The sequence below is a fragment of the Actinotignum sp. usb-actsch-213 genome (genome assembly GCF_059085665.1).
Window position 1 is genome coordinate 75,466 of the sequence record NZ_JBHNSQ010000035.1, and the last position, 23,606, is coordinate 99,071.

Annotated in this window: 22 protein-coding genes; 17 read left to right on the forward strand and 5 right to left on the reverse strand. The window is 62.3% G+C overall.

Annotation, left to right across the window (positions count from 1 at the left end; genetic code table 11):
* Positions 1 to 4 precede the first annotated feature (4 nt).
* Positions 5 to 886 (forward strand): formate/nitrite transporter family protein, encoded by an 882-nt coding sequence (locus tag AC5RK6_RS03880; RefSeq protein WP_016442488.1) that lies wholly within the window; start codon positions 5 to 7, stop codon positions 884 to 886.
* Between the two features lie 99 nt (positions 887 to 985).
* On the opposite strand, the gene AC5RK6_RS03885 is transcribed toward AC5RK6_RS03880, so the two are convergent.
* On the reverse strand, positions 986 to 2,080 hold the full coding sequence (locus AC5RK6_RS03885; protein ID WP_016442489.1) for a YeiH family protein: 1,095 nt from the start codon (positions 2,078 to 2,080) through the stop codon (positions 986 to 988).
* A gap of 64 nt (positions 2,081 to 2,144) precedes the next feature.
* Here AC5RK6_RS03885 and pyrH point away from each other — a divergent pair, with 64 nt between their 5' ends.
* The 6 genes from pyrH (at position 2,145) to AC5RK6_RS03915 (ending at position 8,020) form a co-directional block, all read left to right on the forward strand.
* A complete protein-coding gene (gene pyrH / locus AC5RK6_RS03890; protein ID WP_284898402.1) occupies positions 2,145 to 2,894 on the forward strand; it encodes a UMP kinase in 750 nt (249 codons plus the stop codon).
* Between the two features lie 99 nt (positions 2,895 to 2,993).
* A complete protein-coding gene (frr, locus tag AC5RK6_RS03895) occupies positions 2,994 to 3,551 on the forward strand; it encodes a ribosome recycling factor (RefSeq protein WP_016442491.1) in 558 nt (185 codons plus the stop codon).
* On the forward strand, positions 3,551 to 4,429 hold the full coding sequence (locus AC5RK6_RS03900; protein ID WP_320757293.1) for a phosphatidate cytidylyltransferase: 879 nt from the start codon (positions 3,551 to 3,553) through the stop codon (positions 4,427 to 4,429). The genes frr and AC5RK6_RS03900 overlap by 1 nt, the downstream gene beginning before the upstream one ends.
* 156 nt (positions 4,430 to 4,585) lie before the next feature.
* Entirely contained in the window at positions 4,586 to 5,125 is a 540-nt protein-coding gene (locus AC5RK6_RS03905; protein WP_016442493.1) for a DivIVA domain-containing protein, read from the forward strand.
* A gap of 10 nt (positions 5,126 to 5,135) precedes the next feature.
* Positions 5,136 to 5,999: a GNAT family N-acetyltransferase gene (locus tag AC5RK6_RS03910; protein ID WP_320757292.1), complete on the forward strand. Its 864-nt coding sequence runs from the start codon at positions 5,136 to 5,138 to the stop codon at positions 5,997 to 5,999.
* Positions 6,000 to 6,193: 194 nt separating this feature from the next.
* A complete protein-coding gene (locus AC5RK6_RS03915) occupies positions 6,194 to 8,020 on the forward strand; it encodes a proline--tRNA ligase (protein ID WP_435730811.1) in 1,827 nt (608 codons plus the stop codon).
* A gap of 146 nt (positions 8,021 to 8,166) precedes the next feature.
* Here the strand turns inward: AC5RK6_RS03915 and AC5RK6_RS03920 are convergent, their stop codons facing one another.
* Together AC5RK6_RS03920 and AC5RK6_RS03925 are read right to left on the reverse strand one after the other, a co-directional pair.
* Positions 8,167 to 8,568, reverse strand: a complete 402-nt coding sequence (locus AC5RK6_RS03920; protein ID WP_320757291.1) for a hypothetical protein — start codon at positions 8,566 to 8,568, stop codon at positions 8,167 to 8,169.
* 47 nt (positions 8,569 to 8,615) lie between these two features.
* Positions 8,616 to 9,755, reverse strand: coding sequence for a serine/threonine-protein kinase (locus tag AC5RK6_RS03925; RefSeq protein WP_320757290.1), 1,140 nt, complete (start codon positions 9,753 to 9,755; stop codon positions 8,616 to 8,618).
* Positions 9,756 to 9,950: 195 nt separating this feature from the next.
* Here AC5RK6_RS03925 and rimP point away from each other — a divergent pair, with 195 nt between their 5' ends.
* The 6 genes from rimP (at position 9,951) to truB (ending at position 16,790) form a co-directional block, all read left to right on the forward strand.
* Positions 9,951 to 10,502, forward strand: coding sequence for a ribosome maturation factor RimP (gene rimP / locus AC5RK6_RS03930; RefSeq protein WP_320757289.1), 552 nt, complete (start codon positions 9,951 to 9,953; stop codon positions 10,500 to 10,502).
* 14 nt (positions 10,503 to 10,516) lie between these two features.
* Complete coding sequence (nusA, locus tag AC5RK6_RS03935) at positions 10,517 to 11,593, forward strand: transcription termination factor NusA (protein ID WP_320757329.1); 1,077 nt, start codon at positions 10,517 to 10,519, stop codon at positions 11,591 to 11,593.
* 70 nt (positions 11,594 to 11,663) lie between these two features.
* Positions 11,664 to 11,900: a YlxR family protein gene (locus tag AC5RK6_RS03940; protein WP_435733759.1), complete on the forward strand. Its 237-nt coding sequence runs from the start codon at positions 11,664 to 11,666 to the stop codon at positions 11,898 to 11,900.
* A 127-nt stretch (positions 11,901 to 12,027) separates the two neighbouring features.
* Positions 12,028 to 15,090: a translation initiation factor IF-2 gene (infB, locus tag AC5RK6_RS03945; protein ID WP_435730793.1), complete on the forward strand. Its 3,063-nt coding sequence runs from the start codon at positions 12,028 to 12,030 to the stop codon at positions 15,088 to 15,090.
* A gap of 88 nt (positions 15,091 to 15,178) precedes the next feature.
* Positions 15,179 to 15,709: a 30S ribosome-binding factor RbfA gene (rbfA, locus tag AC5RK6_RS03950; protein WP_320758177.1), complete on the forward strand. Its 531-nt coding sequence runs from the start codon at positions 15,179 to 15,181 to the stop codon at positions 15,707 to 15,709.
* Positions 15,687 to 16,790 carry a tRNA pseudouridine(55) synthase TruB gene (gene truB, locus AC5RK6_RS03955; protein ID WP_435730792.1) on the forward strand — a complete coding sequence of 368 codons (1,104 nt, stop codon included), beginning with the start codon at positions 15,687 to 15,689 and terminating at the stop codon, positions 16,788 to 16,790. Before rbfA ends, truB begins: the two co-directional genes overlap by 23 nt.
* Positions 16,791 to 16,866: 76 nt before the next feature.
* Here the strand turns inward: truB and AC5RK6_RS03960 are convergent, their stop codons facing one another.
* Both AC5RK6_RS03960 and AC5RK6_RS03965 read right to left on the reverse strand, forming a co-directional pair.
* The gene (locus AC5RK6_RS03960) at positions 16,867 to 17,766 is read right to left on the reverse strand and encodes a DUF4862 family protein (RefSeq protein ID WP_320758179.1); all 900 of its coding nucleotides are present in this window, start codon (positions 17,764 to 17,766) and stop codon (positions 16,867 to 16,869) included.
* A 23-nt stretch (positions 17,767 to 17,789) separates the two neighbouring features.
* Entirely contained in the window at positions 17,790 to 18,743 is a 954-nt protein-coding gene (locus AC5RK6_RS03965; protein WP_320758180.1) for a PfkB family carbohydrate kinase, read from the reverse strand.
* A gap of 239 nt (positions 18,744 to 18,982) precedes the next feature.
* Between AC5RK6_RS03965 and AC5RK6_RS03970 the strand changes: the two genes are divergently transcribed.
* The 4 genes from AC5RK6_RS03970 to AC5RK6_RS03985 all read left to right on the forward strand — a co-directional run bounded on the left by AC5RK6_RS03970 (position 18,983) and on the right by AC5RK6_RS03985 (position 23,569).
* Positions 18,983 to 19,975: a bifunctional riboflavin kinase/FAD synthetase gene (locus AC5RK6_RS03970; RefSeq protein ID WP_320758181.1), complete on the forward strand. Its 993-nt coding sequence runs from the start codon at positions 18,983 to 18,985 to the stop codon at positions 19,973 to 19,975.
* 58 nt (positions 19,976 to 20,033) lie between these two features.
* Positions 20,034 to 20,414, forward strand: coding sequence for a phage holin family protein (locus AC5RK6_RS03975; protein WP_320758182.1), 381 nt, complete (start codon positions 20,034 to 20,036; stop codon positions 20,412 to 20,414).
* Between the two features lie 182 nt (positions 20,415 to 20,596).
* The gene (gene rpsO, locus AC5RK6_RS03980) at positions 20,597 to 20,866 is read left to right on the forward strand and encodes a 30S ribosomal protein S15 (protein ID WP_016442511.1); all 270 of its coding nucleotides are present in this window, start codon (positions 20,597 to 20,599) and stop codon (positions 20,864 to 20,866) included.
* Positions 20,867 to 21,139: 273 nt separating this feature from the next.
* Positions 21,140 to 23,569, forward strand: a complete 2,430-nt coding sequence (locus tag AC5RK6_RS03985) for a polyribonucleotide nucleotidyltransferase (protein WP_320758183.1) — start codon at positions 21,140 to 21,142, stop codon at positions 23,567 to 23,569.
* Positions 23,570 to 23,606 lie beyond the last annotated feature (37 nt).

The following is a 23,606-nucleotide window of genomic DNA, read 5'->3' on the forward strand; positions in this document are numbered from 1 at the left end:
AGAGGTGAGCATAACCATTCCCGATCCGCACACCCTCGCGGTTGAGAACGCCCGCGCGGCATACAAGAAAACTAAGAAACCGCTGACGCGATCCTTCGTGATGGCACTCTCGGGCGGCGCCTTCATTGGCATGGGCTACATTTTCTACATTACGTCGCAACAGGGCCTGGCCGACGGTCCGCTCGGCCCGGCGAAAGTCCTGGGAGGCCTGTGCTTCTCGGTTGGCCTCATCCTGGTGGTGCTGACCGGCTCGGATCTCTTCACCTCAACCACGATGACGGTTATGCCGCTCTACCACAAGAGGGTGCGTCCCCGGCGGTTCTTCGCTCACTGGGGCACTTCTTTGGCCGGCAATTTGGTTGGTGCGCTGTTTTTGGCGTTGCTCGTCTTTGGCGCGGGCCAGGCGCTCTCCAACGGCGGGGCGTGGGGGGAGGTTGCCCTCCATACCGCGGCGGGCAAGGCCGCGCATTCTATCCCGGAGGCCTTCCTCCTGGGCGTGCTCGCGAATATCGCGGTGTGTGCCGGTGTATGGATTGCGCAATCGGGGCGTTCTACGGCGGATAAGATTCTCGCCTGTCTATGCCCCATCCCGCTTTTCGTTGCCGCCGGATTCGAGCACTCGGTGGCCAATATGTTCCTGCTTCCGCTCGGCCTTATGTGCAAGTACTGGGGCGGGGATGCTTTCTGGAATTCCGAAGCGGTCCTCGCTTCCGGTCACGGGCTCGCTGACTACGCCGCATTCACGCCGGGCGCCGTTGCCCTCAATATCGGCGTGGTGATTCTTGGCAATATTGTGGGCGGCGGTTTCATCCTCGCCACCTACTTCTGGGTTGCGTATCTGCGTGACGACGACGCAGCCGACGTTTACGACGCGCCGTTGAAGTAATCCACGCCGATACCGTAACGTGCCCGCATATGGACATACACGAAGCGGGGGCTTCCATCTACGTAGGAAAGCCCCCGCTTCGTGCATCTTACGCCGTTGCTACACCACAAAAACGGCCACGCACGCCAGTCCGATCCCCACAATCACCAGAGTGAGAAGGAAACCGAAGAGGACGGTGCGTGCCCCCGTATGCATAATCGTTTTGAGATGAACGCCGGCGCCCATGGCGCCCATGGCGGCGATGAGGAGCCAGTTGGCGACGTCGTTACCAAGAATCTGCAAGGCGCTGGCCGCCCAAGCCTGGTTTTCCAGCACGGAGGCGATCCCCACCGCGATCAGGAAGCCGAGTACGAATAACGGGATGAGAGGTGCGGAGCTCCGCGTATGGCCGTGAGTATCGAGTGCCGCACCGTCCAGCCCCGCGGCGCGGGCCTCGCGTTGCTTAGCTGCGCGCTCCAGTAGCCCCACCACGGCGATCACCGCGGCCAGGCACACCACGCGCCCAAGCTTGGCGGCAGTAGCGGTATCGGCAACCCCACCGTAAATATTGGCGGCGGCCACCACCTGGCCAACTTCGTGAATGGTGGCGCCCATCCATACAGCCGCCTGGTTGGCACTCAAGTCCAGCAGGTGGGCGAGCCAGGGGAGTGCCACCAGGGTGAGGGTACCGAAAAGCGTCACGCAGGCAATAGCGGTTGCCGCGGCGGTATCGCGTTCATCTTCGTTACGCACCCGCACCACGGCGGAAGTTCCCGCCACCGCGGAGGCCCCGCAGATGGAGGTACCCACGGCGGTGAGAATAGCCGAAGCGTGGGGCACCCGCAGGAGTTTGCTCAGGGGCACAGAAATGAGCATCGTTGCGGTCACGCAGGTGACGATCGTGATGAGGGTACCCCAGCCCAAGCCCAAAATTGCGGGGATGGACAGGCGCAGCCCCAGGAGTACCACCCCGGTGCGCAGTACCCGTTTGGAGGTGAAAGTGAGACCGCGGTTTGCTGAACGAGGAATAAGTCCCAGGTTGCGCACCAGCATGCCCAATACGATAGCGAAGAGCATGGCGGAAAGCAGGGGCATCAGTTTACTCAGGCCCCAGGATGCTACCGCGATGAGAGCGGCAAGCAGTACGCCCGGCGTGAGGGCGCGCAGTGACGCCGCCCATGTGGCGGCATCAGAAGAAGTATTTTCATTAGACACCCGGATATTATGCCCCAGTGCGCGCTGGTATGGTTAAGCCCGATGAACTGAGCGACGGGAGGCAATGGTGACGCTACTGGAACATGATGCGAGCTCGGATGGGGTCCGCCGAGTTCTTCTTAAATTATCTGGGGAAACTTTCGGGGCGGGTAGTGTTGGCGTCGATGCCGCGGTACTCCAGCGTGTCGCCGGGGAAATTGCCGAAGCGGCGGCTTCTGGAATCGAAGTAGCCATTGTTGTTGGTGGAGGAAACTTCTTCCGCGGAGCTGAATTGCAGCAATCTGGAATGGATCGTGCCCGGGCGGACTATATGGGGATGCTCGGTACCGTTATGAACGCGATCGCGCTCCAGGATTTTATCGAGCAGGCCGGAACCCAGTGTCGCGTGCAAACCGCAATTCAGATGACGCAGATTGCCGAACCCTATATTCCCTTGCGCGCCATCCGTCACCTCCAGAAGGGACGGGTGGTTATTTTCGGTGCCGGAGCCGGCATGCCCTACTTCTCCACCGACACGGTTTCCGCCCAGCGTGCCCTGGAGCTGCGCTGCGATGAGCTTCTTATGGGCAAGAACGGGGTGGACGGAGTCTATACCGCAGATCCGCGCACCCATCCGGAAGCGGAAAAGCTCACCGCTATCAGCTACGATACGGTGCTTTCCCATAATCTCCAGGTGGCCGACGGTGCCGCCTTTGCTCTGGCACGGAATAACTCTCTGCCGATGCGGGTTTTCGGTATGACCGAGCCGGGTAACGTCACCGCAGCGCTGCGCGGTGAGAATATTGGAACGGTGGTCTCCGCCCAGGGCGTATAGCCCCGCTAAGCCGGTAAGATATGTCACATCGGGCGCATGGTAGCTGCGTCGTCGTACCACGTAGCTACGCGCCGTGAACGAAACTGCGAAGGAAAAAAGATGATTGAAGAAGCTTTGCGCGAAGCCCGCGAAAAGATGGGCAAAACTATTGAAGCAACCAGCGAAGAATTTTCGCATATCCGCTCCGGGCGGGCCAGTGCCGGGATGTTTAACCCGATTCTGGTGGACTACTATGGCACCCTCACGCCGCTCCAGCAGCTAGCCACCATTACCATTCCCGAACCGCGCACCGTGATGATCACGCCTTTCGACCCAGGTGCCAAGCAGGGCATTGATAAGGCGCTGCGCGAATCCGACCTGGGCGTCAATCCCTCCGATGACGGCAATGTGCTGCGCGTGAACCTCCCGGCTCTGACCGAGGAACGCCGCAAGGACTACGTCAAGCTGGCTCGCAACCGCGCTGAAGACGGGCGCGTGTCCATCCGCGCAGTACGTCGCAAGGCGAAGGACACCCTCGAAGCTATCCAAAAAGATGGCGAGGCCGGGGAAGATGAAGTCAAGCGCGCCGAAGACGAACTGGAAAAGCTGACGAAGAGCTTCGTGGAGCAGATCGATAAGCTCCTCGAAGGCAAGGAAAAGGACCTGCTCGAAATCTAATGTCGCGCCCCTCGTTGCGGAGCCTGCTCGCTCCGCGTCCCCCGCAACCGCCGCGCCCCACCTCCTCGCGGGCCGGACGTAACCTCAAAGCCGCCGTGCCCACCGCGCTCATCCTGCTAGCGCTGGTGGCGCTTAGCGTTCTCTGGCGTATCGAGCTCTTTGTGGTGCTCGTGGTGGTGGCGCTCAGCTTTGCCGTATGGGAGGCCGCGGGCGCGTTTCTCGCGCGCCGTATCCGACTGCCGCTCACGACGCTACTGGCCGGGAATATCGTGATACTGGCGCTGGCCTGGTGGCGCGGACTCGGTGCAGCCATGCTGGCTTTCGGGGCAACGGTGGTGGCCTGCGCCCTGTGGTTGGGGCTACGCGACCGGGCGCGCGCGCAAGTGAGCGACGCCGCCTGCGCGGTGTTCGTCTCTCTATGGGTTAGCGTGCTGGGGAGTTTCGCGGTGGCACTGTGCCAGCTGGATTCCCCGGCGTGGATGGTGGCAGCACTCATCCTTTTGCCCGTTGCCAATGACACCGGGGGCTGGGCTGCCGGGGTGCTTTTTGGGCGCCATCCGCTCGCCCCGCGAATTTCGCCGAAGAAAACCTGGGAGGGGTTGGCGGGATCAATCCTGGCCTGCCTGGTGGTGGCATTGTTGCTTGCCACAGTGGCTCTCGGGCACAGCGTGTGGTGGGCCTTCGGTATCGGGATGGCAGCGGTGGTGTGCTGCACTGCCGGTGATCTGCTTGAATCACGCCTCAAACGCTGGCTCGGTGTTAAAGATATGGGTGCAATTTTCCCCGGGCACGGTGGCATGCTTGATCGTATTGATTCCATCCTGCTGTGGGCGCCGTTCTGCTACCTTTTCTTCGCGGTGGCGCAAGGGGTGTTCTGAGGCAAGCCCGGTAAGGCGAGCCCGGTGTACGGTGCGACTGCGCTGTGAGCGAGAGCGGCGTGTGGTGGGCGCATATGGCAAAATGAGTGCGGCACATTAAGAGGGAAGGTCGGCAGGTCGGCACCGTGGTGCCGGCGTAGATAAGTGAGGTGAGTTGTGAGCACGTTTAAACGAGTGGGTCCGCTCACGCGCGGATACAATACCGAGCAGGTCGATGATTTCCTCGCCCGCGCAAAAGACGCATATTCGCGGGGCACTGGTGATATGGACGAAACGGATGTGCGGCGTGCCGGTTTTTCCCGCCAGCGTGGCGGATATGATCCGGCCCGGGTAGATGCTGCTCTCGACCGTCTCGAAGCTGCCTTTATTCATCTTAAGCGGGCTAATACTATCGGGGCGCGTGGGGAACAAGCCTGGCTCAACCTCGCCTACCAGGATGCTAAAAGCCTTTATCCGCGCCTCCTGCGCCCGGCCGGGCAGCGTTTTGCTGACGCTGAAGGCTGGGGATACCGCAAATCGGATGTTGACGAACTGCTCGATCGCCTCGCCCGGTATTTCGACGGTGAAGAAACCATCACCTCAGAAGTGGTACGCGACGCTATTTTCCCGGAATCACGCGGGAAAAACGCTTATGACGAAGCCGTCGTTGATGTGTTCCTCGAGCGGGCTGTCAGCGTCTTGCTTGCGGTGGAGTAAACACACTGCGATGAAACGCTCCATTTGGCCGCATCGAGCTGCGTCCTCGCTGCGCCGTCTCACGGGCGCGGATAAATCCCGCGCTCTGGAATTTTTAGCCCGCGACCCGATCAACTCCGTGCTCGCCCGCGTCAATGTAGAACGCATGGGCGTGGGGACATCCTCGGCGCTGGCGGCGATGCACCGCCGCGATATTGAAGCACTAGCCTGGGACGGCGGCAATATTATTCCCCTGGGATTTTCCCCGGCGGGTCTGCGTGAACTGGGCGACGATATTCTTTCCCGCCATCGGGTAGCCTGCTCCATCCTCGGGCCAGCCGATCAGGTTCTTGGACTGTGGGAGCATCTGGAGCGCTCCTGGAGCCCCGCTCGCGAAATTCGTGCGCGCCAGTATTCCCTCTCCATGACTCACGCCTCCGCGGTAGCACCAGATCCGCAGGTGCGTCCGGCCGAGCCCTGGGAATTCGACGCTGTTTTCCCCGCGGCAGTCGCCATGTTCACCGAGGAAGTCGGATACGACCCGACTGTTTATGGGCCGAGCTACGGGCGGCGGGTCCGTGAGCTGATCCGCTCCGGTTACACTTTCGTGCGCATGGGCATCGATCCCGCCACCGGCGCCCCGCGGGTGGAATTCAAGGCTGATATCGGTGCATTGGCCGGGGGAGTGGCGCAGATCCAAGGTGTATGGACTGCTCCTGACCTACGGGGACGTGGGATAGCGACCCGGGCGATGGCCAGCGTCGTCGACCAGGTGCGCGCCCGCTATGCATCCACCGTCTCCCTCTACGTCAATGACTACAATACCGCCGCGGTTAGGCTCTACCAGCACGTAGGTTTTAGCCGCGCGGGGGAATGGGCAACGGTCCTCCTCTAGCTTCAGGGCGCCGCATGTACCCTCTGGCATCACGTTGCCGCTCCGTTTGGCGCTGTTGCTCCGCTCGGGTACCGTTCCCACCATCCGCTCCGGTGCGCCGAGTGGGCCGTGCCCCGTTTGCGCCGTTGCCCCATCCACCACCGGTGCCGCGCCGTCCTGCATCATGAGCGGGTAGAATGGCGGGCGTGCTGAGAATGTCTAGTCTTTTTGTGCGCACCTTGCGCGAAGACCCGGCCGACGCCGAGGTCGCCAGTCATAAGCTCCTAGTCCGCGGCGGGTACGTGCGGCGCGTGGCCCCAGGTATTTACACCTGGCTGCCGCTCGGCTTGCGCGTGCTGCGGAAAGTGGAGCGGGTTGTCCGCGAAGAAATGGATGCATCCGGGGCTCAGGAAGTACTTTTCCCGGCCCTGCTCCCGCGCGAACCTTACGAAGCGACAAACCGCTGGAGTGAATACGGCCCCACCCTCTTCAAGCTGGTGGATCGCAAGGGTAACGACATGTTGCTTGCCCCCACGCACGAGGAAATGTTCACGCTTCTCGTCAAGGATCTTTATTCTTCCTACAAGGATCTGCCTCTTACGCTCTATCAAATCCAAACGAAGTACCGCGATGAGGCCCGCCCGCGCGCCGGCGTGATTCGCGGGCGCGAATTCGTCATGAAGGATGCGTATTCCTTTGATATGGACGAGGCGGGGCTGGACGCTTCCTACAATACGATGCGCGCCGCCTACCAGCGTATTTTCGAGCGCTTGGGTCTGCCTTACGCGATTGTTTCCGCGATGTCCGGGGCAATGGGCGGCTCGCGTTCGGAAGAGTTCCTGTTCCCCACCGCGATTGGGGAGGATACTTTTGTCCGGTCCGCGGGTGGTTACGCTGCGAATACCGAAGCGGTTACGACGCCGCCGCTTCCCAAGCAGGACTTCTCTGACGTTCCGGCACCCGAGCTGGTGGATACCCCCGGGGCGAAAACTATCGCTGACCTGGTTGAGATGGCAAATCAGGTGCATCCGCGTTCGGACCGCCCCTGGAGCGCCGCAGATACGCTCAAGTCGGTAATCGTTACCCTCACTCATCCCGATGGGGAGAAAGAAGTGGTGGTCATCGCTCTTCCCGGGGACCGCGAAGTTGATATGAAGCGCGTGGAAGCCAGCTTGGCGCCGGCCGAGGTGGAGCTTGCTGCTCCTGAGGATATGGAGAAGTACCCGGGAATCGTGCCGGGTTATACCGGCCCCGGTGCGGTTGGCCCGCAGGCCCGCGGTGGCGCCGTTGCTGACAATTCCGGCGACGGAGCTGACGGTGCTGGCGACGGCGCAACGGTGCCGGTGGCGCGCCTCCTCCTTGACCCCCACGTGGCCCGCGGCTCGCGCTGGATCGCCGGCGGCAACGCGGTGGATAAGCATATTTTCAACCTGGTCTACGGACGCGATTTCGAGGCCGATGGCACCATCGAAGCCGCGGAAGTACGTGCCGGCGACGAAGCCCCGGACGGTTCGGGCCCGCTCGATATCGCGCGCGGTATCGAAATTGGCCATATTTTCCAGCTGGGGCGCAAATACGCCGAGGCTCTAGGCCTCACGGTGCTCGACGAAAACGGTAAAACTCGCGTGGTCACCATGGGTTCCTACGGGGTGGGTGTGTCCCGCGTCCTCGCCGCTATTGCCGAGCAGTACCACGATGAGAAGGGCCTGGTCTGGCCGGTGGGCGTAGCGCCCGCGCAGGTACATATTCTTGCTACCGGTAAGGACGACGCCGTCTTCTCTGCCGCCGAGGACTTAGCGAAACAGCTGACCGCCGCGGGTATCGAAGTCCTCTTCGATGACCGCCGTAAGGTGAGCGCCGGAGTGAAATTCGCTGATTACGAGCTCCTGGGCATGCCCTACGCGGTGGTGGTTGGCCGGGGTCTGGCCAATGGAACGGTGGAAGTACGCACCCGCGCCACCGGGGAATCCGAAGACGTGGCGGTGGCGGATGCCGCCGCTCGGGTACAGGAGATTCTGGCTGCTGCCCAGGCTAGCGAGTAATCCTTCCCACGCTGGCTGACAGTGTGCTCGGATCTTGCTCGTAACCACAAAATGCGCTTCCAGCTACATAAATATGTATGTTCTGGAAGCGCATTTTGTGTGCTCGGGGGCGGGGCGGAACTGGCCGGTATCCGGGCTGTGTTCAGCTAAAAGGCACCTAGGACCCCCACCGCGAAGCAGAAAGCCAGGAGAGTTCCCATATCCGCGACGGTCTCAAGGTTGAACCCGAAACGTGGCGGTTTACTGCCGGGCTTGCGGTATTTCTTGACGATAACGAATAAAACCGTGAAAACGGCGCAGGCGCCTAACAAACGCGGCCATTGGTAGGCGAGCGCCTCGCCGTAGCCCACTTTTTTCTCGAGTAATGCCCGTGAATTATTGATGTGGAAAGTGAGCAGCAAGAAAATCCACAGAACATAATCGGCAAGCAGGTCTAAAATGCGCCGCATACGCCGCTCAATGACAGAGTCTTCATCTGAACGCGGCAACGGGTCATTGAAGCTGGGCTGCTTTGACTCATCGCTGGGAGAATCGCTGTTTGTCCGCATGCAAACAACGTACCGTATTGGTAGTGATTATCGTGGACATAACGTAATTAGCCTGCCGTGTGCGGTGAAAGCCCGGGGAGTGCTGCACTACCGAGGCTCTGGCTCGTGGCACCGCTGGGCCCGATAACACCGCCCGCAGCGGTCCCGCCGCCACCACCATCCAAAACAAGCGCAAAATTAAGAGCCTCCGTGGCCGGCGCTCCGCTTTGCCATAGTGCACCGATCAAAGTGGCATACGCGGCGGATGCGAGCTCATCGTCTGCAACAGCCGGGAGGGGAATGCTGGCGGCGCGGGTATCCGGGGTGCCGGCGCGAAGTAGGGCTTCCTCCAGATCAGCAATGCGCGCGATGCGTTCCATGCGCTCGGCATGTCCCTCCATATCCCGGCGTGCCGCATCAACTTCGTACCACTGGCGGGCCGTATTCGCGGCAGCGAGAAGCTTCGCGTCGCCGCCCGCTGGTACCAGCTGGGCGACGTCGTACCTAGGGCCACCCGCAGCCGCGGCACCAAAGGGATCCGGGGCGGGTAACCCGCTAGCCTCGGCCACTACCTGGGCATCCCACGTTGCCCGCAGCGCAATAGCGAAATAAAGTGCGCGCTCGCCGGCTACTTCCTCAGATATCTCCTCGCGAGCGACGAGGCCTTTCGCTGCGCCGTCTGTTGCGCCATCCGCCGTACTCGCGGTCGCGCCTTTCGCCGGAGTTTCCGCTTCGGGCAGTAGCGCATCCGCTGCCGTTACCGCCGCGGAGCTAATCTTGGATAATTCCGCGAGTAATTCAGCAGCATCGGGAGCCAGGGGAGAAGGCTCGGGAGAATTTGTATGCCCGGCCGGGGCTCCGCTCGGCCACGCCTGCCATACCCCACCAAGCTGGTTCTCCCATATGCTCGCGTGCTCGGCAACATCCTGGTATACCTGCGCGGTGTAGCCGCCCGTTTCAGCGGCCAGATCGGTGGCGGCTGCCGAGCACCGCTGGGATGCCACGGCAAGACTTTGGCGCAGTTCCTGCGTCATCGTCATAGGTGTGGGGGAGGGGTCGCCGTGTTCCCACCGTGCTCCCATCGCAATAAGAATGGCGCCAATGATGAGGATCGTAAGCACGGCGGTGCCCACCAGCTGCACCGTGGTTCGAACCGGCTGAGAGGTGCGCCGATGAGCGAGCGCTCCGCTCCGGGGTGCAGCTGCCATGCTTCTCCGCTTTCGTGACGAGAATAAAACCGCTTACATTGTGCCACCTCGATCGGCCTGGGAGACGGTGCGCGCGCTGATGATGGTGCGCTGCGCACCGTGCCACCGTGGGCAACGGCGGTGATACCTGCGACGTAGGCACCGCTTGGCACGCCCGTGTACCACGGCGCGGCGCGGAAACTGTAGGATTAGCCCATGAGTCATTCCAAGAGTTCGCGTCCTCCCGCGCGGCGGGACCGCCGCTCTACCGGGCCCCGTAAATCCAGTCAGGCACAGCGGATCGGCGAAATCATCGCCGCGATTGAACCTCTTGTTTCCCAATGCGGGCTCTACCTGGAAGGCGTAACGGTGGGCCGTGCCGGTGGGCGCGCCGTCGTTCACGTCACGGTCGATCTCCCCAGCGGCCCCGGCGGTGTTGGCTCGGATCAACTGACCGACGTTTCGCGTCTTATTTCCGCGCGTTTGGACGACGTCGACCTCGTTCAGGGTGCCTATAACCTGGAAGTGTCCACCCCCGGTGCCACCCGCCCGCTCGTGGAACCGCGCCACTTTTCCCGCGCAGTGGGGCGCCTGCTGCGTCTGACACCCTCCGGTGAAGACGAGATCGTGAGCCGGCTGCGCGCCGTCGAGGGCGATACCCTGGTCCTCGCATCGGATAACGGGGGAGCGGAACGGCGCTTACCCATTGGCCGGGTGGAACGGGCCCGCGTTGATATTGAATTCCATCGCGACGGCGAGGAAGAGTAGGAGAAATCGTGGATATTCAAATTCACATGAACGAGCTGCGGGCCCTGGAAAGTGAACTTGGCCTGAGCTCCGATGTACTCGTCGAAGCAATTGAAGATGCCCTGTTGCACGCCTATGCGCGGGTGCCCGGCGCGATTCGCGGGGCCCGGGTCGATATGGATCGGCGCACCGGAAAAATCGTGGTGTGGGCCCCGGAAATTGACGAAGAGGGTAATGTCGTCGGTGAATTCGATGACACCCCGCACGATTTTGGGCGCATTGCGACGGCGACGGCGAAATCCGTTATCGCCCAGCGCCTCAAGGAAGCCGAGGCGAATCGCGTGCTCGGCTCCTTCAAAAATAAGCAGGGTGACATTATTTCCGGCGTTGTGCAAGGCCGGGCCGGACGCGATAGCTTCTCCCGCGATCTCCTCGTGGAAGTGGGGGACCACGAAGCTATTTTGCGAGCGGAGGAACAGGTTCCTACCGAGCATCTCAACAGGGGGGATCGCATCCGCGCCCTTGTCTTGGACGTAGTGGTCACCAGCCGTGGTGCTTCTATTCGGCTCTCGCGTACCCACCCGGATTTTGTGCGCCGTCTCTTTGAACTGGAAGTGCCTGAAATTGCCAGTGGGACGGTGGAACTCGTGGCGCTCGCGCGCGAAGCGGGGCACCGCTCCAAGCTTGCCGTGTACGCCGAGGATCCGGAGGTTAATGCCAAGGGTGCATGTATTGGCCATAACGGTCAGCGCGTGCGTGCGGTCACCACGGAGCTGGGTGGGGAGAAAATTGACATCGTTGATTACAACGATGATCCGGCGGTATTTATCGCCGCGTCACTGTCCCCCGCGAAGGTAACCCGGGTGGATATCATCTCCGTGGAGAAACGCCAGGCCCGCGCCATTGTTCCCGATGGGCAGGCATCCCTCGCTATCGGTAAAGAAGCGCAGAATGTGCGCCTAGCAGCCAAGCTCACCGGGTGGTCCATCGATATTCGTAAAGAATCCGATGTGCACGAAGCTCCCGTCGCGGAAATTTCCGGTGGCGAAGCCCCCAACGATGCTGAACACGGGGAAGATCACGCGGCACACGTGCATGATGACGTGCGCTAGTAGCATCTTGCCGCTAAAATAGATAGGGTGTGAATTTCGAGGCGGTGGGATGATGGCGAAAAATCCGCGCATGTGCGTGGGGTGCCGTCAGCGTGCTGCCCGGGAGGATCTGGTGCGCTTAGCGCTAACCGATGCGGGAGTTGTTGTGGATAGAGAACAGCGACTGCCCGGCCGGGGTGCGTGGGTGCACGCCCACCCTGACTGTCTAGCCAGGGGAATGCGGACGGGACAACTTGCGCATGCCTTTCGCTGCGCCGTCGTTCTTCCTCCGCATGCCGTAACAGAAGTAATCAGTTCGCTCGCGTGAGCGGAGCGAAAACCCGAGACCAAGAAAGCGGGTTGGAAGCTGATGGGCACCCGATGAGTACCCAACGATGAACAACCGGATTTAGCGGGTCCGCGCGCACTTTTGCCGGGCCCAACGAAGGAGAACTGTGGCAAAAGTCCGCGTCCATGAACTCGCCAAAGAACTGGGGGTGACCAGCAAGAAGCTGCTGGCCACACTCAAGGAGAATGGCGAATTCGTCAAATCTGCCTCGTCCACCATTGAGGCACCTGTTGTGCGTAAAGCACGTGAATACTTTGAAGCGCACCCCGAATTGGTTGAATCCAAGGGGAGCGCAAAGCCGGCACCGCGCAAACCTGCCCGTAAGCATCCCGTGGCACCCGATGCGGTGGATATGCCCGCCGGTTCGGCCTCGATTGTCGATGTGACGGCGCAGGCGAAGGCAGCCGCGAACTCCGGTGTTGCCGGCACCGGCGCACCCAAGCCCGGCCCGAAGCCGACTCCTGCCAAGCAGCGTTCGGATAGTGCCGCGGCGCCCACCCCGGCCGCGGTGGCAGGCGCTGCCGGAGCCGTTACCGGAACCGGCGCTAGCGCCGGTGTGCCTAAGCCCGGCTCCGCAGCTGGCGCTCATGGCAGTGCGGCCCCGAAGCCCGGTAAGCCCGGCCCGCAGCAAGCCACGCCGAAACCGGCTCCCAAGCCCGGTGCGTCTGCACCGTCCGGCAAGTCCGAGGGAGCGGGAACTGGGCACGGCGCTGATGCCGCGCACGGCGGCGCAAAGCCCCAGGAAAATGGGCACTCCGGCCGCTCCAATATTCCTACCCCGCGCGGCGCGGTGAAATCCGCCAAGGCGGCGCGTGCCGAAGCCGATCAGCGCACCCCGCGCCCCGGGAACAACCCTTATGCCACCTCGCAGGGTATGCCCCGTCCCGGTGGCGGGCGCGGCCCGCGGCCCGGCAATAATCCGTATGCCACTTCGCAAGGTATGCCCCGTCCCGGTGGCGGGCGCAAGAATGCGGGTACTCCCCGCCCCGGTGCGCATCAGGGCTCGCATCAGAACAACCACGGTGGCGGCGGGCAGCGTTCCGGTGGCGGGCGCGGGCACGGAGGTTCGCGCCCCTCGCCGGCGATGATGCCTAACCAGATGGCCGGTGCTCCCTCCTCCGGGCGGGGCGGTCGCGGCGGTGGCCGCGGGCGGGGCCCGGCTGGTGGCGGTCAGAACCGCGGCGGTCAGGGTCGGCCCACGGGCGGTTTCACCCGCAGTGGCGGGCGCTCGCGCGGCGGTTCCACCGCCGGTGCTTTCGGGCGCCGCGGAGGTGGCGGAGGCCGCAAGTCCAAGCGGACCCGGCGCGAAGAATACGAGGCACAGTCCTCGCCAATGCTTTCCGGCGTCCAGGTTCCCCGCGGGGATGGCTCCACCGTGGTGCGCCTGCGCCAGGGTGCTTCGCTGGCGGACTTCGCCGAACGTATCGGTGCGTCCTCGGCGGCCCTCATCACCGTGCTCTTCCGCATGGGCGAAATGGCCACGATGAACCAGTCGCTGGACGAAGATACCTTCAAGCTGCTGGGAGCCGAACTCGGCTACGAGGTGGAAGTTCTCTCCGCTGAGGATGAGGATCGTGAAATCCTGGAGAGCTTCGATATTAACCTCGAAGAAGAAGAGCTCCTGGAAGACGAAGAGAACCTCAAGCCGCGTCCCCCGGTTGTTACCGTTATGGGCCACGTGGACCACGGTAAAACCAAGCTCCTCGATGCGTTCCGCCACTCGCGGGTGGAAGGTACCGAATCGGGCGGTATTACCCAGGCCATCGGTGCTTTCCAGACCGATATCGAATACGAAGGCGAAACCCGGGCGATCACGTTCATTGATACCCCCGGTCACGAAGCCTTCACCCAGATGCGCGCCCGCGGTGCGGATATTACCGACATCGCGATCCTCGTGGTCGCCGCGGACGACGGTGTGATGCCCCAGACGGTGGAAGCTATCAACCACGCGCAATCCGCGGGTGTGAAGATCATCGTCGCGGTCAACAAGATCGACGTGGAAGGCGCCAACCCGCAGAAGGTGCGCAGCCAGCTAACCGAATACGGCCTCATCGCCGAAGAATACGGCGGGGACACCATGTTCCTCGACGTGTCGGCCAAGCAGCGTATCGGCATCGACGATCTCCTCGAAGCCATCCTTTACGTGGCCGATGCCGAACTGGAACTCAAGGCCAATCCGGATCGCACCGCGCGCGGTGTTGCCATCGAAGCGAAGCTCGATCAGGGCCGCGGTTCGGTGATTACCGCACTGGTGCAAACCGGTACGCTGCGGATCTCCGATCCCATCGTGGTGGGTATTGCCCACGGGCGCGTGCGTGCCATGTTCGATGCCAGCGGCAACCCGGTCAAGGAAGCCGGCCCCTCCATGCCGGTCCAGGTGCTCGGCTTGGACGCGGTGCCCTCCGCCGGGGATGCCTTCCTCGTGGCAGACGACGAACGAACCGCACGCCAAATTGCCGAACAGCGCGAGTCGGCCCAACGGGCGGCTTCTCTGGCACGGCGTCGCAAGCGCGTCTCGCTGGAGAACCTCGGGGATGTCCTTAAGGAAGGCAGCGTCGAAACGCTCAACCTTATTATCAAGGGCGATTCCTCCGGTGCGGTGGAAGCGCTGGAATCCTCGCTTCTCGATATTGAGGTCGACGACGAAGTGGCGCTGCAGATCATCCACCGTGGTGTGGGTGCTATCACCCAGAACGACGTCAATCTCGCAACCGTTGATAACGCCGTCATTATCGGTTTCAATGTGCGCCCGGCGGAACGCGTAGCGGATCTGGCCGAACGCGAAGGCGTGGAGATGAAGTTCTACTCGGTCATCTACCAGGCCATCGAGGAAGTGGAAGCGGCCCTCAAGGGCATGCTCAAGCCCGTTCTCGAGGAAGTTCAGCTGGGCAGCGCCGAAGTGCGCCAGCTCTTCCGCTCGGGCAAGGCCGGCACCATTGCCGGCTCCATTGTCCGCACTGGCGCGATCAAGCGCGGGGCGAAGGCACGGTTGGTACGCGACGGCGTCGTGGTACAACCCGAGCTCGAAATTGTCTCGCTGCGCCGCGAAAAGGACGATGTTACCGAAGTACGCGAAGGCTACGAATGCGGCATTACGCTCGGCTACCGCGATATTCACGAAGGCGACATTATTGAAACCTTCGAGATGCAGGAGAAGGCTCGCAGCTAGGGGCCAGTTCTGAGGAATGTTGCGGCCCGCCGGATCGCCACTGGCGCTGGCGGGCCGCAGCATATCACCAGTAATAAAGGAGACGAAGATGGCTAATCCCCGTGCGGAACGGGTGGCGAAACGCATCCAGCAGATCGTGGCGCAAACCATTAACACCCGTATGAAAGACCCACGCCTGAATATGGTGACCATTACCGATACCCGGGTGACCGGTGATCTCCAGCATGCCACCGTATTCTTCACCGCGATCGGGCACGAGCACCAGGTGAAAGATGCCGCCCGCGGACTGGAAGCGGCCAAGGGCGCGTTGCGCTCGGAAGTGGGGCGCCAGCTCGGCTTGCGGCTCACCCCTACCCTGGAATTCGTGGCCGACGAACTACCCGAAGGTGCCCGCACTTTTGAGGATGTGTTGGCCGCGGCCCTGCACCGTGATGCCGAACTGGCGCGCAACGCGGAGGGAAAGGAATACGCGGGGGAAGCCGATCCCTACCGTAAGCCCCGTGAGGTAACGGAGGACGGTGGTGCCACCCCGTCAGGCTCCGAGGCACCGTCGCTCCCGCATGCTCCGTCTGCCCCGGAGGCACCGCATGAAACCGATGCGCCAGAATCCTTGGCCTGATCTACCCCGCGCGCAGTATCCGGCGCCGAGCGGCGTTCTGATTATTGATAAACCCGCCGGAGTGACCTCCCACGATGTCGTTGCCGCGCTGCGTCGTTTATGCGCCACCCGCAAAGTGGGGCATGCCGGCACTCTCGACCCGATGGCCACCGGGGTGCTTGTGGTGGGCATCGGCGCAGGTACCCGGCTCCTCACCTACCTGAGCGGAGCCGATAAAGACTACCGGGCCACGTTTACACTCGGCATCGGCTCCGATACCGAGGACTGCACCGGTACCGTCACGTCCGCTCCAGGTTTTTCTGGAACGACGGCGCAGCTTGACGCTGCCCTCTCCTCCCTACAAGGTGACATCTCCCAGGTGCCCTCGGCGTATTCGGCCAAGAAGATCGCCGGCAAGCGGGCCTATGACCTGGCTCGAGCTGGCCAGGAGGTGGTGCTCGATGCGGTGCCGGTTCATATCGCGCGGCTGGAGCGTAGCGGGGAGCTCCGTTGGCGCCACGTGGAGACCGATAACGTGGTGGTACCGGATGGCGCGGCTCTGGGGGATGGTGCGCATCAGGTCGAAGCCGAAGAAGCACCGCTATCGGTTGCGGATGTTGATGTGGAAGTGAGCTGCTCCTCGGGTACGTACGTCCGCGCCCTAGCCCGCGATACCGGGATAGCGCTGGGATGCGCGGCCCTTATGAGCTCGTTGCGACGCACCCGCGTAGGTGGCTTCAGCCAAGACGAAGCGGTGAGCATAGCGGAATTGGCGCAACTGGTGGAGAACGGGGCACAGCTCCCGGTCATCCCGCTGGCACAGGTGGCCGCTCGTGCGCTGCCAACAGCACAGATTGACCCATCTGAAGCCGAATCTGTGCGTCACGGCCAGTTCCTCAAAGTGCGGGGGAGAGAAGTGACTTCTGCCGGAGTAATGGCACCGGAGGACGGGCTCGCTCGAGGAATGGCGCAGGCAGATACCCCCGGTGTGGGAAGTGAAGCTGGCACCGTTGCCCTGCTGCGCGATGATGACCTTGTTGCGGTTGTGCACCGGCACGGGGATACTTTCCGGCCGGCCACAGTATTCCCTCTCGGCGTGTAGACGCATAAAAATTCCCGCGCCGGCACCGTGAAGGTGACCGGCGCGGGGTGATGCATGCGCTAGCGGTAATGTGCGGCTAGTTCGCTACCGCGGCACGGTGAATATGCTCAAGCATGGCCACGCGCTCGGGCAAGGAAGCATTGGCCGGCACGCAGATCTTAGCACCTAGGTACTGCGCCCCGCCCTCACGAGCGGCGGTGGCACAGCGGGTGATTTCTCCCGCCGTCATAATCGATGTTGGTTCATCGGTCTGCGAGGGGAGATGCCCATCAATCCAGGAGTAGCCGTACTGGGTTTCTGCCGGGCCCGCCCCGGAGAACATGAGACCTGCAAGTACCCCCGCCTGTCCGCACGCCTCGATATGGGCGAAAGCAGTATCCGCGCTACGTTCCTCGAGTGCGGAGCGGCCCCAGTTAATGTGGATACCCAGGCCCAGCTCTTGGCAGATGGCGATTTCTTCCTCGAGAGCAAGGAAGCCCTTTTCCGGAGCTTGACCTTCAATATAGCGGTCACAATGCTCAATCACCGGAACTGCCCCGGACCAATCCCACTCCGATAGCTCGGCAAGGGAGGCGCGGAAAGCTGCGCCGTCGGCCTGCTTTGTGGGGGCTGAATGGAGCTGCACCTTCGTGATGACGGGGCGGCCGCTGAGCTGAGAGAGGGAGGCAACGGCGTCGCGAATCTCGCGGGTGAAAGCGAGAGCGGCCGCGCGGCCCTCCTCGTCGGGGGAGGCCAGTCCGAAAGCCGGGTTTTTGCCGACGTTCTGCATGGTGCCGGGAATCGCGGTAATTGTGTTAAGTGTCCAGTGCGGGGCGATCACATCCGCAATAGTCTTGGCATCGCTGGCCAGGACTCCGGGGAAAGGAATCTCGATTCCGGAGATCCATTCCTGCTCCGCCAGCAGATGATAGTAGTCGGGCTGCGAGGCAGGTTCGGGGAGCGAAGCATACGCCCCAACAACGAAGGGGAGTGTCATTTATTTTCCTTCCAAAATAATACTTAACGTAGCGCCGGATCGCCGGTGCGGACGGTGTCCACCTCCGCGGGAGTGGGGGAGTACGCACCGTCGTGGCTGACGGTCAGCCCCGCCGTAATAACCGCCTGGTGCAGGGCGGGGCGTACGTCAGAGAAATGGGCTGCGCGCAGGCGCTGCTTGGCTTCCACCGAGCCGAGGAGCCCGGCCTCCAAGAGCCCGGCCAGCATCCCGGCCATGAAGGAATCACCGGCACCTACCGTGTCTCCCAGCTCCACATTAAGCGGATCGACGACGAGCATATCGCGTTCCCCGGCTAGCTTGACATAAGCACCCCACGGCCCGCGGGTGACCACCACCATGCCAGGCCCGGAGGTAACCCACCGGCGCATAATCCGCTCCACCGGCTCACCGGGGTAGAGCCATTCGAGGTCCTCATCAGAGGCCTTGACCACATCGCACAGTGCCACCAGTTCCTCAATGCTCTCCCGCACCTTTTCGGGAGAACCCATCAGATCCGGGCGGGCATTCGGATCATAAGAAACTGTGCCGGTGAGGGCCTGGCGCTTGACGGCGCGCAAAATCTTCTTGCTCGAGGTGCCCACCACCGCAGAGTACGAACCACAGTGCAGGTGCCCCACCGTATCCGGGTCCGGAATCTCGGGGAGGTCCGATTCGACGTCGAACTCATAACGCGCCCGGCCCTCCGCGTCGAGGAAAGCGCTCGCGGTGGTGGTGCGACTGGCGCCGTCGGACCCGGGGACAATCTCCACACCCATGGCGGCTGCCTGCGCAGCGATTCGTTCCCCGCGCTCATCACGTCCGAACCAGGTAGCGAGCTCCACGTGCTGGCCGAGTCGGGAGACACCGGATGCCACATTGAGAAGTGAACCGCCCACGACCTCAGTGCCCGGTCCGGTCTCTCCCTCACGGATAATAATGTCCACAAGCGCTTCACCGGCGCTCACAAATCGTGCCATTGGTGCCTCCCATCGCCACAGCTGTTCTGCGCGCAGGCCCGGGGCACCGTAACCTGGCTGCCCGACGCTGCGCACGCTTTCTTCGCGTACCAGTTTATCTGGAAAATCACCGGGATTTTGGGGTATACGGGGCACGAACGGCCCTGCGCCATGACGGAAAAATGTCAAGCCCGCGCGCGCAAAAAATTTTGGTTTTTGCGCACGTGGGATAACGGTGGGGATAAGCTACCCTGGAGAACGTGCAGATTTGGACATCTCCCTTAGATATTTCGCCGGATTTTGACCGGAGCGTGGTGACCTTCGGGGTATACGACGGCGTCCACCGTGGGCACCGCGCCGTTCTCACCCGCGCGGTTGATATTGGCCGGGAACTCGGTTGGCCCGTTATTGTTCTCACGTTTGATCCCCATCCGGCCACCGTCCACCGCCCCGAGGCGCATATTCGCCTCGTTATGAGCCTGCAAGATCGTATTAACCGCATTGAAACGCTGGGAGTGGATGCGCTCTATCTCCAGCATTACGACGCGGCCTACGCCCGCGCCACCGCCGCGGAATTTGTGCGGGATCAGCTTGTGGGCCAACTCCGGGCCGGTTTCGTGGTGGTTGGGCACGATGCCCGCTTCGGGGCGGGGAATACCGGGGATGAGGCGGTGCTGCGCCGCTTCGGTACCGAGCTGGGTTTCGGTGTGGAAATCGTAGGAGACCGCTGTGACGCCGAGGGGGAACGGTGGTCCTCTACTCGGGTGCGCGCCGCGCTTGCTACCGGTGATGTCGCTAGCGCCGCGCAGATCCTGGGGCGCCCGCACCGTATTCACGGCACCGTGGTACACGGGGCACGGCGCGGGCGCGAATTGGGGTTCCCCACCGCCAATCTCAGCGGGGATGATTTGGGCGAAGTTCCCGCGGATGGCGTGTACGCCGGGTGGCTGGTGCGCCATATTCCAGGTGGTACCGCCGAAGAATATCTCCCGGCGGCCATCTCGGTGGGCACCAATCCTCAATTCGAGGGCCAGGAACGCACCGTGGAAGCCCACGTACTCGGGCGTAGCGATCTCAACCTCTACGGAGAACCCATCAGTATCGATTTCGTTTCCCGTATCCGCCCCATGCTCACATTCGGTTCGGTTGATGAATTGTTGACTCGGATCGACATGGACGTTTTGGAAACCGCAGACCGACTGGGTGTTCCGCCCGCCGGACGTGTCCCACCCGGGTCAGTGCAGGCCTCATGACCGGCCGCATCATCAGCACGGTCGGGAAACGGCGTGCAGCATTCGCTAGGGTAGGTGCATGAGTACATTCGCTCTTCGCGTCGCCATTAATGCTCTTGCGCTGTGGGTGGCCACGCTCTTGATCCCCGGTCTGGCAATGGTGGGGGAGGCCCCCGATACCCTCCGTCTCATTGGATGGTTCGTGGTGGCCGGCCTCATTCTTGCCATCCTTAACGCGGTTATCCGCCCGATCCTGAAATTCCTTTCCTTCCCGCTCTATATCCTCACCCTCGGGCTCTTCTCCCTCGTGGTCAACGCGGCGATGATCTCGCTCACCGCCTGGGCCTCCCAGAGCTTGGCGGTGCACCTGGTTGTGGGCAGCTTCTGGGCGGCCCTCTTCGGTGGGATTGTGGTCTCCCTCGTCAATATGGCGCTCAGCGGTTTCGTCGATCGCTCCTAGCTACCTGCCATCGACCGGCCAAGAGAAAGCGGGGAAGGCCACACCCGCACTGGCGGATACGCCAGTGCGGGGCGTCGTCGCCGTGTGCTAGAATTTTCAGGCCGTTTACATCGGCCACGGTAGCGTCATGCCTGGGAGAACATGCCCCGGAGCTCCGTGCAACGGAAACTAAGGAGAATCGCATGGCCCTCAAGCCTGAAGAAAAGCAGAAGATCATTGCCGAATACGCCACGCATGAGGGCGATACCGGTTCCCCCGAAGTGCAGGTGGCCCTGCTCTCGGCTCGTATTTCACAGCTGACGGAGCACTTCCGCTCGCACATCCACGACCACCATTCGCGTCGTGGTCTTATGCTTCTTATCGGCCAGCGCCGCCGCCTTCTCAGCTACCTCGCTGAGGAAGATATCGAGCGGTACCGGTCGCTGATCGCACGTCTCGGCTTGCGTCGATAAGTACTTAAAGCGGCTCGGGTTTCATCCCGGGCCGCTTTCCGTATGCCCGCAGGCGTGAGAAGCTGCTCAGCATCGCCGCAAGTGAACCGCGCGCGGCGCTCAGCTGCTTGCTCGGGCACTACGATAGACAGGGTGTGGCGCGCCTGCGCACCCCAATATGTGGAGTACCGCGAACGTGGTCTTCGGTGATGGTTGACGAAGGCGGGAACGCAAGGCCCGTTTTCGTGAATTACCACTGATGGCCGCCTCGCGGCCGAAATAAAAGGAGGTCCCGTGGAGGGTCCCAATATTCATAGTGTGGAAGCCGTTGTTGATAACGGTTCCTTTGGAACACGTACCATTCGTTTTGAAACCGGGCTGCTTGCCCAACAGGCTAACGGCGCTGCCCTGGCCTACCTGGACGGGGAAACCACCGTTTTCTCCGCAACCACCGCCTCGAAAAGCCCGAAGGAACATTTTGATTTCTTCCCGCTGACGGTGGACGTAGAAGAGCGATCCTACGCGGCCGGTAAAATTCCCGGCTCCTTCTTCCGTCGCGAAGGTCGGCCCGGTACGGACGCCATTCTGGCTGCCCGCCTTATCGACCGCCCCCTGCGCCCGCTCTTCACCAAGGGCATGCGTAACGAAGTGCAGATCGTGGAAACAGTCCTCTCAATCCATCCGGATGATGCTTACGACGTCCTCGCGATTAACGCCGCTTCCCTGTCCACCTCGCTGACGGATCTGCCCTTCGCCGGGCCGGTCGGCGGCACTCGCGTGTCCCTCGTGGACGGGCAGTGGATCGCCTTCCCGCGCTGGTCGGAAATGGCGCGCGCCACCTTCTCCATGGATATTGCCGGGCGCATTGTTGGGGATGACGTCGCCATCACCATGGTGGAGGCCCAAGCTCCCGAACAAACGGAAGCTAATGTGGCCGCCGGTGGCATCGCCCCCACCGAAGAGGTTATTACCCAGGGTCTGGAAGCCGCCAAGGGTGTTATCCGCACCCTCTGCGAAGCGCAGCGCACCCTCATCGAAGAATGCGGGAAGCCCACCGCGGACTACCCCTTCTTCCCGAATTACACCGATGCCCAATTTGAGGCCGTCGGGAATGCACTCGGGGATCGTTTCAACACCATCCTCGGAATTGTGGACAAGGTGGAGCGCGATACCGCTCTCAACGACCTCACCGATCAGATCGTTTCCGAACTGACGGTGCCCGCCGATGCCCAGTTCGACCTGGAAGAAGACGGTCCGTGCCTCGCTGCTGCGGTCAATGACCACTTCAAGGAAGTTATGCGCCGCCACGTCCTCACCGAAAACGTGCGTATGGACGGGCGCCGCCCCACCGATATTCGCTCGATTTCCGCGCAGGCCGGCGTGCTGCCGCGCGTGCACGGCTCGGCGATCTTCCAGCGTGGCGAAACGCAGATCCTCGGGGTGACCACTCTCAATATGCTCAAGATGGAGCAGCCGCTGGATAATCTTTCCCCGATTACCCACAAGCGCTACATCCACCACTACAACTTCCCGCCTTACTGCACCGGGGAAACCGGGCGTGTGGGCAGCCCCAAGCGCCGCGAAATCGGGCACGGGCACCTGGCCGAAATGGCCCTGGAATCCCAGCTGCCCAGCCGGGAAGAATTCCCCTACGCCATCCGCCAGGTCTCTGAGACGATGGGCTCGAACGGCTCCTCGTCCATGGGTTCCGTATGCGCCTCGACCATGTCCTTGCTCAATGCCGGGGTGCCGCTCAAGGCCCCGGTTGCCGGCATCGCCATGGGCCTTATCTCCGCCCAGATCGACGGGGAAACCAAGTACGTGACCCTCACCGATATCCTCGGTGCGGAAGACGCCCTGGGCGATATGGACTTCAAGGTGGCCGGTACCCGCGAGTATGTGACCGCGCTCCAGCTGGACACCAAACTGGACGGCATCCCCGCGGAAGTTCTTTCCGCGGCGCTTTCCCAGGCCCGTGATGCCCGCCTGGCCATTCTCGATCTCATGAACCAGGCCATTGACGGTCCCGATGAGATGGCGCCCACCGCCCCTCGCATCCTCACGGTGAAGATTCCGGTGGACAAGATCGGTGAGGTCATCGGCCCCAAGGGCAAGATGATCAACCAGATCCAGGAAGACACCGGCGCGGAAATCACTATCGAAGATGACGGCACCGTCTTCATCGGCGCTTCCGACGGCGTCTCCGCGGAAGCCGCTCGTGACACCGTCAATTCCATCGCCAACCCGCAGCTTCCCGAAGTGGGTGAACGCTACGTGGGTACCGTGGTCAAGACCACCACCTTCGGTGCGTTTATCTCCCTTACCCCGGGCCGTGATGGCCTCCTCCACATTTCCCAGATTCGCCGCCTCGTGGGCGGCAAGCGCGTGGAGAACGTGGAAGATGTCCTCAACGTGGGCGATAAGGTCGAGGTTGAAATCGGTGAAATCGATGATCGCGGCAAGATCTCCCTGGAAGCGGTCGTTCCGGAAGGCGAAGCAAACGCCGAAACCGAAACTACCGAGCAGGGCGAACACGATGACGCGGAGGAGAGCGCCCCGCGGCAGAACCGGGCACGTTCCCGTTCGCGCCGGCGCAGCGAGTCCTCGGCGCCCAGCGCACCTTCGGCCGACGATTCCGATGCTGATTCCAGCTCGAGTCGCGGTTCGCGTGGAAGTCGCGGTTCGCGGCGGCGTCGTCGCACCGTTCACACGGACGAAGACTAAAACCCGCGCCTACGGGCGCTAAGGTACAGTGAGCTCC